14 protein-coding genes are annotated in these 15,370 nt (G+C 71.3%); 10 read left to right on the top strand and 4 right to left on the bottom strand.

The window, feature by feature from the left end:
- The first annotated feature begins 42 nt into the window (after positions 1 to 42).
- Genes AB0D59_RS22665 through AB0D59_RS22645 form a run of 5 tightly spaced genes read left to right on the top strand, consistent with a single transcriptional unit; the run spans position 43 to position 5,480 of the window.
- Positions 43 to 846: an AAC(3) family N-acetyltransferase gene (locus tag AB0D59_RS22665; protein WP_362568091.1), complete on the top strand. Its 804-nt coding sequence runs from the start codon at positions 43 to 45 to the stop codon at positions 844 to 846.
- A 46-nt stretch (positions 847 to 892) separates the two neighbouring features.
- Positions 893 to 1,816, top strand: a complete 924-nt coding sequence (locus AB0D59_RS22660; RefSeq protein WP_362568088.1) for an ABC transporter ATP-binding protein — start codon at positions 893 to 895, stop codon at positions 1,814 to 1,816.
- Positions 1,813 to 2,601, top strand: coding sequence for an ABC transporter permease (locus tag AB0D59_RS22655; protein WP_362568086.1), 789 nt, complete (start codon positions 1,813 to 1,815; stop codon positions 2,599 to 2,601). Before AB0D59_RS22660 ends, AB0D59_RS22655 begins: the two co-directional genes overlap by 4 nt.
- Positions 2,602 to 2,647: 46 nt before the next feature.
- The gene (locus AB0D59_RS22650) at positions 2,648 to 4,399 is read left to right on the top strand and encodes a tetratricopeptide repeat protein (RefSeq protein ID WP_362568083.1); all 1,752 of its coding nucleotides are present in this window, start codon (positions 2,648 to 2,650) and stop codon (positions 4,397 to 4,399) included.
- Between the two features lie 58 nt (positions 4,400 to 4,457).
- Positions 4,458 to 5,480, top strand: a complete 1,023-nt coding sequence (locus AB0D59_RS22645; RefSeq protein ID WP_362568080.1) for a COX15/CtaA family protein — start codon at positions 4,458 to 4,460, stop codon at positions 5,478 to 5,480.
- On the opposite strand, the gene AB0D59_RS22640 is transcribed toward AB0D59_RS22645, so the two are convergent.
- The 4 genes from AB0D59_RS22640 to AB0D59_RS22625 all read right to left on the bottom strand — a co-directional run bounded on the left by AB0D59_RS22640 (position 5,435) and on the right by AB0D59_RS22625 (position 8,281).
- Complete coding sequence (locus AB0D59_RS22640; protein WP_362568077.1) at positions 5,435 to 5,647, bottom strand: hypothetical protein; 213 nt, start codon at positions 5,645 to 5,647, stop codon at positions 5,435 to 5,437. The two genes, AB0D59_RS22645 and AB0D59_RS22640, sit on opposite strands and share 46 nt — an antisense overlap.
- 18 nt (positions 5,648 to 5,665) lie before the next feature.
- On the bottom strand, positions 5,666 to 6,772 hold the full coding sequence (locus AB0D59_RS22635; RefSeq protein ID WP_362568074.1) for an amidohydrolase family protein: 1,107 nt from the start codon (positions 6,770 to 6,772) through the stop codon (positions 5,666 to 5,668).
- A gap of 165 nt (positions 6,773 to 6,937) precedes the next feature.
- Positions 6,938 to 7,258, bottom strand: coding sequence for a hypothetical protein (locus AB0D59_RS22630; protein WP_362568071.1), 321 nt, complete (start codon positions 7,256 to 7,258; stop codon positions 6,938 to 6,940).
- A gap of 69 nt (positions 7,259 to 7,327) precedes the next feature.
- Positions 7,328 to 8,281, bottom strand: coding sequence for a heme o synthase (locus AB0D59_RS22625; RefSeq protein ID WP_362568539.1), 954 nt, complete (start codon positions 8,279 to 8,281; stop codon positions 7,328 to 7,330).
- Positions 8,282 to 8,671: 390 nt separating this feature from the next.
- Between AB0D59_RS22625 and tkt the strand changes: the two genes are divergently transcribed.
- The 5 genes from tkt to pgl are packed head-to-tail and all read left to right on the top strand — an operon-like array spanning position 8,672 to position 15,339.
- Positions 8,672 to 10,759 (top strand): transketolase, encoded by a 2,088-nt coding sequence (tkt, locus tag AB0D59_RS22620; protein ID WP_362568068.1) that lies wholly within the window; start codon positions 8,672 to 8,674, stop codon positions 10,757 to 10,759.
- A 33-nt stretch (positions 10,760 to 10,792) separates the two neighbouring features.
- Positions 10,793 to 11,911, top strand: a complete 1,119-nt coding sequence (gene tal / locus AB0D59_RS22615) for a transaldolase (protein ID WP_362568065.1) — start codon at positions 10,793 to 10,795, stop codon at positions 11,909 to 11,911.
- Between the two features lies 1 nt (position 11,912).
- Positions 11,913 to 13,436 carry a glucose-6-phosphate dehydrogenase gene (zwf, locus tag AB0D59_RS22610; RefSeq protein ID WP_362568062.1) on the top strand — a complete coding sequence of 508 codons (1,524 nt, stop codon included), beginning with the start codon at positions 11,913 to 11,915 and terminating at the stop codon, positions 13,434 to 13,436.
- A complete protein-coding gene (gene opcA / locus AB0D59_RS22605) occupies positions 13,433 to 14,560 on the top strand; it encodes a glucose-6-phosphate dehydrogenase assembly protein OpcA (RefSeq protein ID WP_362568059.1) in 1,128 nt (375 codons plus the stop codon). The genes zwf and opcA overlap by 4 nt, the downstream gene beginning before the upstream one ends.
- Positions 14,557 to 15,339: a 6-phosphogluconolactonase gene (pgl, locus tag AB0D59_RS22600; RefSeq protein WP_362568056.1), complete on the top strand. Its 783-nt coding sequence runs from the start codon at positions 14,557 to 14,559 to the stop codon at positions 15,337 to 15,339. Before opcA ends, pgl begins: the two co-directional genes overlap by 4 nt.
- Positions 15,340 to 15,370: the final 31 nt, after the last annotated feature.

Raw genomic sequence — 15,370 nt, 5'->3', positions numbered from 1 at the left:
TCCGCTGGCGGTCGGCGGCCCCGTCCGGAACACTCCACAACCATGCCCACACCCCCTCCGACCGGCCCTCTTGCCACCCGGGACACCCTCGCGAAGCAGCTTCGGCTGCTCGGTGTCAAGACCGGCGAAACCCTCCTCGCGCACACCTCGCTCAGTTCCCTCGGCTGGGTCAACGGCGGAGCCGTGGCGGTCGTCAAAAGTCTTCTCGACGCGCTCGGCCCGGACGGCACCCTGGTGGTCCCCACCCAGACCGGCGACCTCTCGGACCCGTCGGTGTGGCGCGACCCGCCGGTACCGGAGGAGTGGTGGGCGGACATCCGGGCGACCATGCCGTCGTACGACCCCCGGATCACCCCCGCGCGCGGCGTCGGCGTGATCCCGGAGACCGTGCGGACCTGGCCGGGCGCGCTGCGCAGCGCGCACCCGCAGACCTCCTTCGCGGCCGTCGGTCCCCGTGCGGCCGAGATCGTCGACGGCCACGCCCCCGACTGCCGGCTCGGCGAGCGGAGCCCGCTGGCCCGCCTGGAGAAGCTGGACGCGCGCGTGCTCATGCTCGGCGCGGGCTACGCCACCTGCACCAGCTTCCACTTGGCCGAATACCGCATACCGTCGCCCCGGGTCCCGGTCGGCCGGCCCGCCCCGGGCGGCGGCTGGGAGGTGGTGACCGAGGTGTCGATCACCTCCGACCGCTTCGACGAACTGGGCTACGACTTCGAACGCGACCGGCCCGTCGTCGTCCGCGGGACGGTCGGCGCGGCCGAGGCGCGGCTCTTCCCCGTGCGTGAGGCGGTGGCCTACGCCGAGCGATGGCTGGCCGTACATCGACCCCGTGAGGAGGAGATCTAGCACCCGGCCGTCCGGGTGACGGCAGCCGTACCTAGACTCTGTCCCCATGCGAAGTGAGCCCGTGGTCCAGGTGCGGGACCTGGTGAAGCGGTACGGCACGAAAACCGCCGTGGACGGCCTCGACCTGGTGGCCCGGCCGGGTGTGACCGCCGTACTCGGACCCAACGGCGCGGGCAAGACGACGACGATCGAGACCTGCGAGGGGTACCGCAGGCCGGACTCCGGCTCGGTGCGCGTCCTGGGCCTCGATCCCGTACGCCAGTCCGCCGAGCTGCGCCCCAGAGTGGGCGTGATGCTCCAGTCCGGCGGTGTCTACTCCGGCGCCCGCGCGGACGAGATGCTGCGGCACGTGGCGAAGCTGCACGCGGATCCGCTGGACGTGGACGCGCTGATCGAGCGACTGGGCCTCGGCGGCTGCGGGCGTACCTCGTACCGGCGGCTCTCCGGCGGTCAGCAGCAGCGCCTCGCCCTCGCCATGGCCGTGGTCGGACGCCCGGAACTGGTCTTCCTCGACGAGCCGACCGCCGGGCTCGACCCGCAGGCCCGCCGGGCCACCTGGGACCTGGTGCGGGACCTGCGCACCGACGGCGTTTCGGTCATTCTCACCACTCACTACATGGAAGAGGCCGAGCAGCTCGCCGACGACGTCGCCATCATCGACGCCGGCCGGGTGATCGCCCAGGGCTCCCCCGAGGAGCTGTGCAAGGGCGGCGCCGAGAACACCCTGCGGTTCTCCGGCCGCCCCGGCCTCGACGTCGGCTCGCTGCTCAAGGCGCTCCCGGCGGACTCCTCGGCCGCCGAGCTGACGCCGGGTTCCTACCGGGTCATGGGCAAGGTCAATCCCCAGCTGCTGGCGACGGTGACCTCGTGGTGCGCGCAGCACGGGGTGATGCCGGACCGCATCTCGGTCGAACGCCACACGCTGGAGGACGTCTTCCTGGAGCTGACCGGCAAGGAGCTGCGCTCATGACCACCGCGACGGGCACCTACACCCCGAAGCCGGGTGCCGCCCCGCTCCCCCGCATGATCGCGGCGCAGGCGGCCCTGGAGACCAGGATGCTGCTGCGCAACGGCGAACAGCTGCTGCTGACGGTCGTGATCCCGACGCTGCTGCTCGTGCTCTTCAGCTCGGTGGACATCGTCGACACCGGATCCGGCAAGGCGGTCGACTTCCTCGCCCCCGGCATCCTCGCCCTCGCCGTCATGTCCACGGCGTTCACCGGCCAGGCCATCGCGACCGGCTTCGAGCGCCGCTACGGCGTCCTGAAGCGCCTCGCCTCCTCGCCGCTCCCCCGCTGGGGCCTGATGGCCGCGAAGACCGCGTCGGTCCTGGTCACGGAGATCCTCCAGGTGATCCTCCTGACGGTGATCGCCCTGGCCCTCGGCTGGTCCCCGCACGGCGCCGGGACATCCACCGGCGTGCTCGCCGTCCTGCTCCTGCTGGCCCTCGGCACGGCCGCGTTCTCCGGCCTCGGCCTGCTGATGGCGGGCACCCTCAAGGCAGAGGCGACGCTCGCGGCCGCCAACCTGGTGTTCCTGCTGCTCCTCGTGGGCGGCGGGGTCATCGTCCCGCTGGACAAGTTCGGCTCGACCGGACAGGAGATCCTGGGCCTGCTGCCCGTCTCCGCCCTGTCGGACGGGCTCCGGGACGTACTCCAGCACGGCGCCGGGATGCCGTGGAAGGACCTGGGGATCCTCGCGGTGTGGGCGGTGGCGGGGCTGGGGGCGGCGGGGCGGTTCTTCCGCTGGGAGTGAGCGTCCGAGGGAACCGAGGAGCAGGCATGACAGCACGGCCGGTGTCGTGTTCCAGGAAGCGGACGCCGTGGAGTTCCTGCGCAGACGCAGCCACGACCGGCTGACCCCGGCCGCCACCGCCGGTACCGTGGCGCGTGCCCTCGGCCACCTCCCGCTGGTCCTGGAACAGGCCGCCGCCTACACGGAGGAGACCGGCACCACCCTCGCCCAGTTCGAGCGCGTCCTGCACCGGCAACCCTCGGCGGCGCCGCTGCTGTCCCAGGAGACCTGGTACCAGCCGGAGATGACCGCCACCTGGCGGATGTCCCTGCACCGGGCCTGTGTGCAACAGCCCGAAGCCCGCACCCTCGCCCTGCTGCTCGCCTTCCTCGACTCCGACCGCGTCCCGCGCTCCCTGCTGCCGGACCACTCCCGCGTCCTGCCACCGCCCCTGGGCGACCGGCTGGGCAGCGACCTCGCGGTCAACGCCCTCCTGCGTCCCCTGGTCTCCTACTCGCTGGTGCGCGTCGACGACCACGGCGAGCTGGGCGTCTCCCGCCAGGTCCAGGACTATCTGCGCTCCACCCTGGACGCCGACGAGCACCGGCGGCACGCGGACGCGGCCGTCCTGCTGGTGGAGTCGGCCTTCCCGGCCGACCCGGTCGACCCGGACTCCCGGCCGCGGTGCGCCCGGCTGCTGCCGCACGCGCTGGCGGTGATCCGGCACGGCGGTGCGAGCGGCACCGACGAGCCCGCCGCCCTCGGTCGCCTGCTGCACCGCGCCGGCACCTATCTGCACCTGCGCGGCGACTACACCCGCGCCCTGGACCTGCTCGCCCGCTCCCTGGAGACGCAGGAATCCCACCCGGAGGGCGACCGCTCGGTCCTCGCGGACACCCTGGCGGCCCTCGGCCGTACCCAGTACTCCCTCGCCGCCCTGGACGACGCCCGCAGGCACACCGAGCGGGCCGTGCGCCTGTACACCGACCTGCACGGCCCCGACGACCTCCGGGTGGCCCGGCAGCTGCTCCATCTCAGCAGGATTCAGCGGGAACAGGGCGAGTACGCGGCCGCCCTGGACACCGCCCAGCGGGCCCTGGAGGCGACCACGGCCGCCCTGGGCGAGGAGAACCCCGGCATCGCCGACTGCTTGATGGTCCTCGGCGACGCCCACTGGCGCCGGGGCGCCCTCGACGCGGCGAACGACTGTTACACCCGTGCCCTGGCCCTGCGGGAACGGGACCCGGCCACCGGGCCCGCCGATCTGGCGGGCGCGCGCAAACACCTGGCGCTCATCGCCCTCGACCGCGAGGAGCCACAGCAGGCACACGACCATCTGGTCCGCGCACGCGCCCTGCTCACCGAGACGTACGACACCGAGCACCCCGCCGTCGCGGACGTCGACAACCACTTCGGCGAGAGCCTGCGCCGACTCGGCCGGACCGACGAGGCCCACGCGGCCCTGCGACGCGCCCTGAAGGTCCGCGAACCGCTCGGCGACCACCCCGACGTGGTCGGCACCCTGATCCGCCTCGGACGGTTGCACCGCGACACGGGGGCGCCCGGCGAGTCGTACGACGTTCTCGACGAGGCCCGCCGGATGGCCGAGGCCGCGATGGGCCCCGACCACCCGTACGTGGCCGATGCCGAAGCCGATCTCGCCGAGACGCTGCACGCACAGGACGACCGGGACGGCGCGGTCGATCTGCTGCGGGCGGCCGTACGGCGCTACGAGGCGGCGTACGGCGCCGACCACGTGCTCACCGTGCGCGCCCGGACCCGGCTGCGCCTGCTGGAGACGCCGCGTTCCGACGGCTGACCGGTCCGAACGCGACAGCCGGCACCCACGTGAATTCGTGCACAAGCGGCGCCCTACCATGGTGCCCGTGCCAAAGCTGACCCCCGCCGACGCCGTAGCGGCCGTGCGCAACCCGCTCGCCTTCATCGCCGACCGCTGGACCCCGGATCCCCGGACCGTCCGGCGCGCGGCCCTCGCCGCGCTCGTCATGTCGGTGGTCATCGTGGTCACCGGCGGCGCGGTCCGGCTCACCGCGTCGGGCCTCGGCTGCCCGACCTGGCCCGAGTGCACCGGCGGCTCGCTGACCCCGACGACCGCGCTGAGCTATCACAGCGCCATCGAGTTCACGAACCGCATGCTGACCTACGTGCTGTGCGCGGCGGTCGGCTGGGCGATCATCGCCGCCCGGTCCCAGAAGCCGTACCGGCGCAGCCTGAACCGGCTGGGCTGGGCGCAGTTCTGGATCGTGATGGGCAACGCGGTCCTCGGCGGCATCGTGGTGCTGGTCGGCCTCAACCCGTACACCGTCGCCGCCCACTTCCTGCTGGCGACGGTTCTCGTCACGGTCGCGGTGGTGATGTGGCAGCGCACCCGCGAGGGCGACGGGGAGCCGCGTCCGCTGGTCGGCAAGGCCGTGCAGCAGCTGGTGTGGGCCCTGGTGGTCGTGTCGCTGCTGCTCATCGCGGTGGGCACGGTGGTGACCGGCGCCGGACCGCACCCGGGCGACTCCGGCGAGGTGGAGCGCATCGACGTCAGCTGGGAGGGCGTCGCCGAGCTGCACGCGGTCCTGGCCTGGATCGTGGTCTCGCTGACCTTCGCGCTCTGGTTCTTCCTACGGGGCGTCAACGCACCCCAGGGGCCGCGCGACCGCACCCGTGACCTCTTCCTGATCCTGCTCGGCCAGGGCGTGATCGGTTACGTCCAGTACTTCACGCATCTGCCCACGGTCCTGGTGGGCCTCCACATGTTCGGCTCCTGCCTGGTGTGGATCGGCGTGTTGCGCGTCCTGCTCTCCCTGCGAGAACGCGCCGACGTCACGGCCGCCGGTCTGCCCGCTCAGTCGTACGACACCGTGAGCGCGTCGGTGGCCGGCCCCCAGTAGTCCAGGGTCAGCCGGGCCCTGTGCGCCGTCCACCGCTGGGCGGGCGCACCGAGGCCGGGCAGCAGGTCGAGCGACTCCCGCCGGGAGATCAGTCGGCCCGCTCGTTCGACGAAGTCGCCGGGTTCCCGGTCCGGCGGCGGCAACGGCGGCGGGGTCCCGGTCGGCATGCGCCCGGTCCCTGCGGCTCAGTCCAGGCCGTACACCCGCCTCGCGTTGCCCGCCGCGATCAGCTTGGCCACGCGCTGTGCGTCGCCGAGCGACCAGGCGCCCTCGGCAACCCAGGTGCCGAGGACCCGGGCGAGGGACTCACGGAAGAGGCGGGCGCCGACGACGTGCAGTTCGGGCAGGCCGTGCGCGCCGCTGGAGAAGAGGATCTTGCCGAAGGGAACCAGTTCCAGGATCTCGGCGAGGATCGTCGCGGCCCGGGCGCCGGTGCGGACCAGAGCCGCGCCCGAGTCGGCGTAGACGTGCGGGAAGACGCCGGCCAGATGGGCGGCGTGGCGGTGGTAGGGGTAGCCGTGCAGCAGGACCAGGTCGGTGCCGAGGCCCGCGGTGGCCCGGACGAATTCGGTCAGCAGGACCGGGTCGGTACGGTCGATCCGGGCGCCGGGCTCGCCGAGGCCCGCGTGCAGCTGGAGCGGGAGACCGGAGGCCACGGCGATCCACAGCAGGTGCCGTAGGAGAACCGGGTCGGTCAGTTCGCCGCCGACCCGGCGGGCCGCCAGCCAGCGGCCCGCGGCGCCTCGCACCTCACCGGGTCCGGGCGGCTCGGGGGCCAGCGCGAGGCCGTGCCGCAAGCCGGCGACGGAGGTGAAGGCGACCGCGTTCGCCGCCGCGCCGTGCACCGACTCGGCGAGGTTGGCGAGGAAGGACTCGACGGTCCCGGAGGTGTCGGCGACCTGCTCGGCCAGAAGCTCCAGCCGGACGATCTCCCTGGCCTGGGCGGCGCCGGTGGACGCCAGCTCCGCGGGGCCGGTGAGGTCGCCGGGGAGGCCGGTGTCGACGAGGTAGGTGGTGATGCCGCTGCCGCGCAGCAGGCGCCGGCCCGCCTCCAGGACACCGAGTTCACGGCGCCGAGCGAGGTAGCGGGCGGGCGGGCAGTGGGGTTCCAGGCCGAGGAGCGGGGGGCACCAGCGCCGTACCGCGAAACCGGTCTGGGTGTCGAAGAGGGTGGTGCCGGGGGCCGGGGGGCCTTCGGTGCGGGCGAGCTGGGTCTCGAAGGTGCCCAGGCCGAGCTCCGTACGCAGCACTCCGTGGCAGTACTGATCCACCAGGGACGGCGTTTCGATCATCCGGGCTCCCCGAGGTGGACGGCTGCTTGACCGTCTTAACGGGTGAACCGGGATGGAGGTCGCGGTGTGCGGCCGTTCTTCGGCCACCGGTCGGTGGGGGCTGCTCGCGCCCACGCGGCGGAGCCGCAGATCGATACAGCCCCGCCCCCCTTTGGGACGCGTTGTTCAGCCGCCGATCTGAATGCCGGCCATCCGCTTCCACTCGTACGACCCGGTCGTCACCTTCGCCGCGAACTCACCGTCGAAGGACTCGTGGACGGTGATGCCCGCCTTCTCCACCGCCTGCTGGGCGATCTCGGTGCTCGGGGCCACCAGGTCCCCCCAGCCGCCGTCCTCGCCGACGAGGACGATGCGGGCGCCGCGTTCGCCGATGTAGGCCACCTGGCCCTCGGCGCCGCCGTGGGCCTTGGCGAAGCCGCTGATCTGCTTGGCGAGGCGCGCGACCTTGCGCTCGGCCTTCTGGTCAACCTGCTGCGTGTCTGCCATGAGCAGGATGCTACTCACGAGTAGATCGACTGGCGAGGGCAGGGCGGTGTGATGTGGGCCCGCTCGGGGTCAGCGCAGGAAGGGGTCCACGGCCACCGCCACGAACAGCAGCGACACATAGGTGATGGACCAGTGGAACAGGCGCATCTCCTTGAGCTTTCCGCCCGTCACCTCGGCCTTCGCGCGGTTCTGCAGCCCGTGCGCCTCCCACAGCCACCAGCCGCCCGCCACCAGGGCGACCAGCGTGTAGAACCAGCCGGTGTAGCCGAGGGGGGTCAGGAGCAGGGAGACCACGACCATCACCCAGCTGTAGACGACGATCTGCTTGGCGACCACCTTGTTGGAGGCGACGACCGGCAGCATCGGCACGCCCACGCGCGCGTAGTCGTCCTTCACCTTCATGGACAGCGGCCAGTAGTGCGGCGGCGTCCAGAAGAACATGACGAGGAAGAGGATGATCGGCGCCCACGACATGGAGTCGGTGACGGCCGACCAGCCGATCAGCACCGGCAGACAGCCGGCGATGCCGCCCCACACGATGTTCTGCGAGGTACGGCGTTTGAGGATCATCGTGTAGACGACGACGTAGAAGAGGAGCGCTCCGAGTGACAGCCAGGCGCTCAGCCAGTTGACGGTGAAACCGAACAACAGGGTGGAGACGACCGCCAGGGTGATGCCGAAGGCGAGGCACTCGCGCGGACTGACCATGCCGGTGACCAGTGGGCGCTGCGAGGTGCGGTCCATCAGTGCGTCGATGTCCCGGTCGATGTACATGTTGAGCGCGTTGGCGCCGCCCGCGGAGAGATAACCGCCGACGCAGGTGAGCAACACCAGCGTCAGGTCGGGCACGCCCTGCTGAGCCAGGAACATCACCGGAACGGTGGTGATGAGCAACAGCTCGATGATCCGTGGCTTGGTCAGCGCCACGAAAGCTTTGACACGGGCCCCGAACGGCCGGTGGCTCGGGCTCTCGCTCGCACCGAGCACCCCCGCTGGACGGGATTCGACGGCCGTCACGCACACCCCTGACAGAGACATCCCAGCAAGCCTCCCCGTGTGAAGTCCCGGTAAAGGCTCGCGCGTACCACGCCACTTTAGACGTTGCCCATACCTCGACCTTCGCGGGGGTGGGGTCGTGTTGGCAGGCGTCTCGGGAGAGCCGGGAGAGGGCTCGGTTGAGCAGTCAGATGAGCGGCTGCGTATTCAACTGGATTCACGTGCCGACACGCCTTCCCGGCCAGTCGGGAGGCGGATCCCCGCAAGGCCCGGCAGTCTGGAAACACTCGAAAAAACGCACGTCCTTACGGGGGTAGGCTCGACAGCGGCCGGTGGGCACCCAGTGCACCGGCAGCCGGTGTGGGCGTGTGCCCGTGGACCGGTAACCGAACATGTGGAGAGGAGCCCTGACCCAGGGTGAGCACCAAGCCGACCACCACAGACCTCGACTGGACCGAGTTGGACCAGCGGGCCGTCGACACCGCCCGCGTCCTGGCCGCCGACGCCGTACAGAAGGTCGGCAACGGCCATCCGGGTACGGCGATGAGCCTGGCGCCGGCCGCGTACACCCTCTTCCAGAAGGTGATGCGGCACGACCCGTCCGACCCCGACTGGGTGGGCCGCGACCGTTTCGTGCTGTCCGCCGGTCACTCGTCGCTGACCCTCTACACGCAGCTCTACCTGGCCGGCTTCGGCCTGGAGCTGGAAGATCTCGAAGCTTTCCGCACCTGGGGCTCGAAGACCCCGGGCCACCCGGAGTACGGCCACACCAAGGGCGTGGAGACCACCACCGGCCCCCTCGGCCAGGGTGTCGCCAACGCCGTGGGCATGGCCATGGCCTCCCGCTACGAGCGCGGCCTGTTCGACCCGGACGCGCCGCAGGGCGAGTCCCCCTTCGACCACTTCGTCTACTGCATCGCCGGTGACGGCTGCCTCCAGGAGGGCATCTCCGCCGAGGCGTCCTCGATGGCCGGCCACCAGAAGCTCGGCAACCTGGTCCTGCTGTGGGACGACAACCACATCTCGATCGAGGGCGACACCGAGACGGCCGTCTCCGAGGACACCGTCAAGCGGTTCGAGGCGTACGGCTGGCACGTCCAGCGCGTCGTCCCGAAGCCGGACGGCGACCTGGACCCGCACGCGCTCTACAACGCGATCGAGGCCGCGAAGAAGGTGACGGACAAGCCGTCCTTCATCGCGATGCGCTCGATCATCGCCTGGCCCGCCCCGAACGCGCAGAACACCGAGGCCGCCCACGGCTCGGCGCTCGGCGCGGACGAGGTCGCGGCCACCAAGCGGGTCCTCGGGTTCGACCCGGAGAAGTCCTTCGACGTCGCCGAGGAGGTCATCGCCCACACCCGGCAGGCCGGGGAGCGCGGTGCCGCCGCCAAGGCCGAGTGGGAGAAGTCGTTCCAGCTGTGGCGTGACAACAACGCCGAGCGGGCCGCCGACTTCGACCGCATCGCCGCGGGCGAGCTGCCCAAGGGCTGGGAGGAGAAGATCCCGGTCTTCGAGCCCGGCAAGGGCGTCGCCACCCGCGCGGCCTCCGGCAAGGTGCTCCAGGCGCTCGGTGCCGTGATCCCCGAGCTGTGGGGCGGCTCCGCCGACCTGGCCGGGTCGAACAACACGACCATCGACAAGGACAGCTCGTTCCTGCCGGCGGACAACCCGCTGCCGGGTGCGAACCCCTACGGCCGCACCATCCACTTCGGTATCCGCGAGCACTCCATGGCCGCGGAGATGAACGGCATCACCCTGCACGGCAACACCCGTGTCTACGGCGGTACGTTCCTCGTCTTCTCCGACTACATGCGCAACGCCGTGCGACTGTCGGCGCTGATGCACCTGCCGGTGACGTACGTGTGGACCCACGACTCCATCGGTCTCGGCGAGGACGGCCCCACCCACCAGCCGGTCGAGCACCTCGCCTCGCTGCGCGCCATCCCGGGCCTGAACGTGGTCCGCCCGGCCGACGCCAACGAGACCGCGATCGCCTGGCGCGAGATCCTCAGGCGCTACACCAAGGTCTTCGGCAAGGGCGCCCCGCACGGTCTCGCGCTGACCCGCCAGGGCGTCCCGGTCTACGAGTCCAACGAGGACACGGTCAAGGGCGGTTACGTCCTCTTCGAGGCGTCGAACGGCACCCCCGAGGTCATCCTCGTCGCCACCGGTTCCGAGGTGCACGTCGCCGTCGAGGCGCGCGAGCAGCTCGAGGCCGACGGCGTGCCCACCCGGGTCGTCTCCATGCCGTGCGTGGAGTGGTTCGAGGAGCAGGACCAGGGGTACCGGGACAGCGTGCTGCCGCCGTCCGTCAGGGCGCGTGTGTCGGTCGAGGCGGGTATCGGCCTCACGTGGCACAAGTACGTCGGGGACGCCGGCCGCATCGTTTCCCTGGAGCACTTCGGTGCTTCCGCAGACGGCAAGGTGCTCTTCCGCGAATTCGGCTTCACTGCCGAGAACGTGGCCGCCAAGGCCCGGGAATCCATCGCCGCCGCCCAGCGCTGACGCTCATATACGACACGTAGGAGATGTAATTCCATGACAGACGCACTCAAGCGCCTCTCCGAGGAGGGCGTCGCGATCTGGCTGGACGACCTGTCGCGCAAGCGGATCACGTCCGGCAACCTCGCCGAGCTGATCGACCAGCAGCACGTCGTGGGCGTCACCACCAACCCGACGATCTTCCAGAAGGCGATCTCGTCCGGTGACGGCTACGAGCAGCAGGTCTCGGACCTCGCTGCCCGCAAGGTGACCGTCGAAGAGGCCGTCCGCATGATCACCACGGCGGACGTCCGCGACGCCGCCGACATCCTGCGCCCGGTGTACGACGCGACCGTCGGCCAGGACGGCCGGGTGTCGATCGAGGTCGACCCGCGCCTGGCGCACAACACCAAGGCGACCGTCGCCGAGGCCAAGCAGCTGGCCTGGCTGGTGGACCGCCCCAACACGCTCATCAAGATCCCGGCCACCAAGGCGGGTCTGCCGGCGATCACCGAGGTCATCGGCCTCGGCATCAGCGTCAACGTCACGCTGATCTTCTCGCTGGAGCGCTACCGCGAGGTCATGGACGCCTACCTCTCCGGCCTGGAGAAGGCCAAGGAGCGCGGCCTGGACCTCTCGCTCATCCGTTCGGTGGCGTCGTTCTTCGTGTCCCGTGTGGACACCGAGATCGACAAGCGCCTGAACGACCTGGGCACCGACGAGGCCAAGGCGCTGCGCGGCAAGGCCGCCGTCGCCAACGCCCGGCTCGCCTACCAGGCGTACGAGGAGGTCTTCTCGACCTCCCGCTGGAGCGCGCTGGAGAGTGCGGGCGCCAACAAGCAGCGTCCGCTGTGGGCGTCGACCGGTGTGAAGGACCCGTCGTACAAGGACACCCTGTACGTCGACGACCTGGTCGCGCCGAACACCGTGAACACCATGCCGGAGGCCACCCTCCTCGCGGTCGAGGACCACGGCGGCATCACCGGCGACACGATCACCGGCACCTACGAGCAGGCCCGCGCCGACCTCGACGCCGTCGAGCGGCTGGGCATCTCGTACGACGACGTGGTCCAGGTTCTGGAGGACGAGGGCGTCGAGAAGTTCGAGGCCTCCTGGAACGACCTGCTCAAGTCGACCCAGGCGGAGCTGGAGCGCCTGGCCCCCTCGGAGGGCTAAATTGTCGAGCAGCAACCCGCTGCGTGACCCCGCAGACCGACGGCTCCCGCGTATCGCGGGGCCGTCCGGTCTGGTCATCTTCGGCGTCACGGGCGACCTCTCCCGCAAGAAGCTCATGCCCGCGGTCTACGACCTCGCCAACCGGGGTCTGCTGCCGCCGGGCTTCTCCCTGGTCGGCTTCGCCCGCCGCGGGTGGGCCAACGAGGACTTCGCCGCCGAGGTCCACGACGCCGTCAAGGAACACGCCCGCACCCCGTTCCGCGAAGAGGTCTGGCAGCAGCTCATCCAGGGGATGCGCTTCGTCCAGGGCACCTTCGACGACGACGACGCCTTCGAGCGTCTGCGCTCCACCATCGAGGAGCTGGACAAGGCGCAGGGCACCGGCGGCAACTTCGCCTTCTACCTGTCCGTCCCGCCGCGTTCCTTCCCTGTCGTCATCCAGCAGCTGAAGAAGCACGGCCTGGCGGACCAGAGCGGCGGCTCCTGGCGGCGCGCGGTCATCGAGAAGCCCTTCGGCCACGACCTGAAGTCGGCCGAGGCGCTCAACAAGGTCGTGCACGAGGTGTTCGAACCGGATCAGGTGTTCCGGATCGACCACTACCTCGGCAAGGAGACCGTCCAGAACATCCTGGCGCTGCGCTTCGCCAACACCATGTTCGAGCCGATCTGGAACCGGTCCTTCGTGGACCACGTCCAGATCACCATGGCCGAGGACATCGGCATCGGCGGCCGGGCCGGCTACTACGACGGCATCGGCGCCGCCCGTGACGTCATCCAGAACCACCTGCTCCAGCTGATGGCCCTGACCGCGATGGAGGAGCCCGCCTCCTTCGACGCGGACGCGCTGGCCGCCGAGAAGGAGAAGGTGCTCGGCGCGGTACGCCTGCCGGACGACCTGGGCAGGCACACCGTGCGCGGCCAGTACGCGGCCGGCTGGCAGGGCGGCGAGAAGGTCATCGGCTACCTCGAAGAGGACGGCATCGACGGCAAGTCGAAGACCGACACCTACGCGGCCGTGAGGCTGGAGATCGACAACCGCCGCTGGGCCGGCGTGCCGTTCTACCTGCGCACCGGCAAGCGGCTGGGCCGCCGGGTCACCGAGATCGCGGTGGTCTTCCAGCGGGCTCCGCACTCCCCCTTCGACCACACCGCCACCGAGGAACTCGGGCAGAACGCGGTCGTCATCCGCGTCCAGCCCGACGAGGGCATCACGGTCCGCTTCGGCTCCAAGGTGCCGGGCACCTCCATGGAGATCCGGGACGTCTCGATGGACTTCGCCTACGGCGAGTCGTTCACCGAGTCCTCGCCGGAGGCGTACGAGCGTCTGATCCTGGACGTGCTGCTCGGCGACGCCAACCTCTTCCCGCGCACGGAGGAGGTCGAGCTGTCCTGGAAGATCCTCGACCCGGTCGAGGACTACTGGGACCAGCACGGCAGGCCCGCCCAGTACCCGTCGGGCACCTGGGGTCCCGCCGAGGCCGACGAGATGCTCGCACGAGACGGACGGAGCTGGCGCCGGCCATGAAGATAGACCTCACGGACACCACGGCCGGCAAGGTCAACAAGGCGCTGGTACAGGGCCGCAGGGCCATCGGCACACCCGCCGTGGGCATGGTGCTCACCCTCGTCGTCGTCACCGACGAGGAGAACGCGTACGACGCCCTGAAGGCCGCCGGCGACGCCTCGCACGAGCACCCCTCGCGCACGCTGGTCGTCATCAGGCGCGTCTCCCGCTCCCCCCGCGACCGTACGACGTCCCGCCTGGACGCCGAGGTCCGGGTGGGCGCGGACGCGGGCTCCGGCGAGACGGTGATCCTGCGGCTGTACGGCGAGGTGGCCGACCACGCCGACTCGGTCGTACTGCCGCTGCTGCTGCCGGACGCGCCGGTCGTCGCCTGGTGGCCGGTGAACGCCCCCGTCGACCCGGCGAGGGACCCGCTGGGCGCCCTCGCCCAGCGCCGGGTCACCGACACCTACTCCTCCGAACAGCCGGTACGGGAGCTGTCCGCCCGCGCGGACGCCTACACCCCCGGCGACACGGACCTGTCCTGGACCCGGATCACGCCCTGGCGCTCGATGCTGGCGGCGGCCCTGGACCAGGTGGTCTGCGAGGTCAGGGCCGTCGAGGTGGAGGGCGAGGAGTTCAACCCGAGCTGCGAGCTGCTGGCGATGTGGCTCGCGGACCGGCTGGACGTCCCCGTGAAGCGCTCCCTCTCGTCCGGCCCGGGCCTCACGGCGGTGCGTATGCAGACCAGCGAAGGTCCGATCGCGCTGGACCGCGCGGACGGCTCCTTGGCAACGCTGTCCATCGACGGCCAGCCGGACCGCGCGGTGGCGCTGAAGCGGCGGGAGACGGCCGAGCTCATCGCGGAGGAGCTGCGGCGGCTCGACCCGGACGACACGTACGCCTCGGCGCTGCGGTTCGGCGTGGAGCGGCTGAACGCGTCGGCCTCGCCGGCCGCGGAACCGGTACGGGAGGCTCCGGCCGCGCAGGCTGCTCCGGTCGCCCAGGCCCAGGCCAGTCCGGCCGCCCAGGCCCCCGAGCCGTCGGCCAAAGGAGAACCGGCCGCCGAAGCCGCTGCTCCGGAAGCTGCCGCGCCCGAGGCGGCGGCGAAGGAACCGCTGAAGAAGAGGGTGAAGGCACCATGAGCACCCCCCAGCTGGTCGTGCACCACGACAAGGAGCTGATGGCGCAGGCCGCCGCGGCCCGCCTGATCACGAAGATCGTGGACGCCCAGGCCTCCCGGGGCGAGGCGTCCGTGGTCCTCACGGGCGGCCGCAACGGCAACGGCCTGCTCGCGGCTCTCGCGGCGGCCCCGGCCCGGGACGCCATCGACTGGGGCCGGCTCGATCTGTGGTGGGGCGACGAACGCTTCCTGCCCGAGGGCGACCCGGAGCGCAATGACACCCAGGCCCGCGAGGCCCTGCTCGACCAGGTCCCGGTGGACCCGAAGCGTGTGCACGCCATGCCCGCGTCGGACGGCCCCTGGGGCGCGGACGTGGAGGCGGCGGCCGAGTCCTACGCGGCGGAGCTGGCCCGCGCGGCCGGCCCGGAAAACCACGGCTCGGTGCCGACCTTCGACGTCCTGATGCTGGGCGTCGGCCCGGACACCCACGTGGCCTCGCTCTTCCCGGAGCTGCCCGCGGTCCGGGAGACGGAACGCACGGTGGTGGGCGTCCACGGCTCCCCGAAGCCACCGCCGACCCGGGTCTCCCTCACCCTCCCCGCCATCCGCTCGGCCCGCGAGGTCTGGCTGCTGGCGGCGGGCGAGGACAAGGCCGAGGCCGTCGCCATCGCCCTCTCGGGCGCGGGCGAGATCCAGGCCCCGGCAGCGGGCGCCCGGGGCCGCCAGCGCACCCTCTGGCTCCTGGACGCGGCAGCGGCAGCCCAACTGCCTCGGTCGCTGTACCCGCCGGCTTCGCCGTGACGAAGCCCTGAAGGAACCTGTGAAGAACCCG

It is taken from the genome of Streptomyces sp. NPDC048417 (assembly GCF_040651615.1).
Taxonomy (GTDB): Bacteria; Actinomycetota; Actinomycetes; order Streptomycetales; family Streptomycetaceae; genus Streptomyces.
The sequence above is the reverse complement of the archived record's forward strand: the minus strand, read 5'-3'. Positions and strand labels throughout refer to the sequence as shown.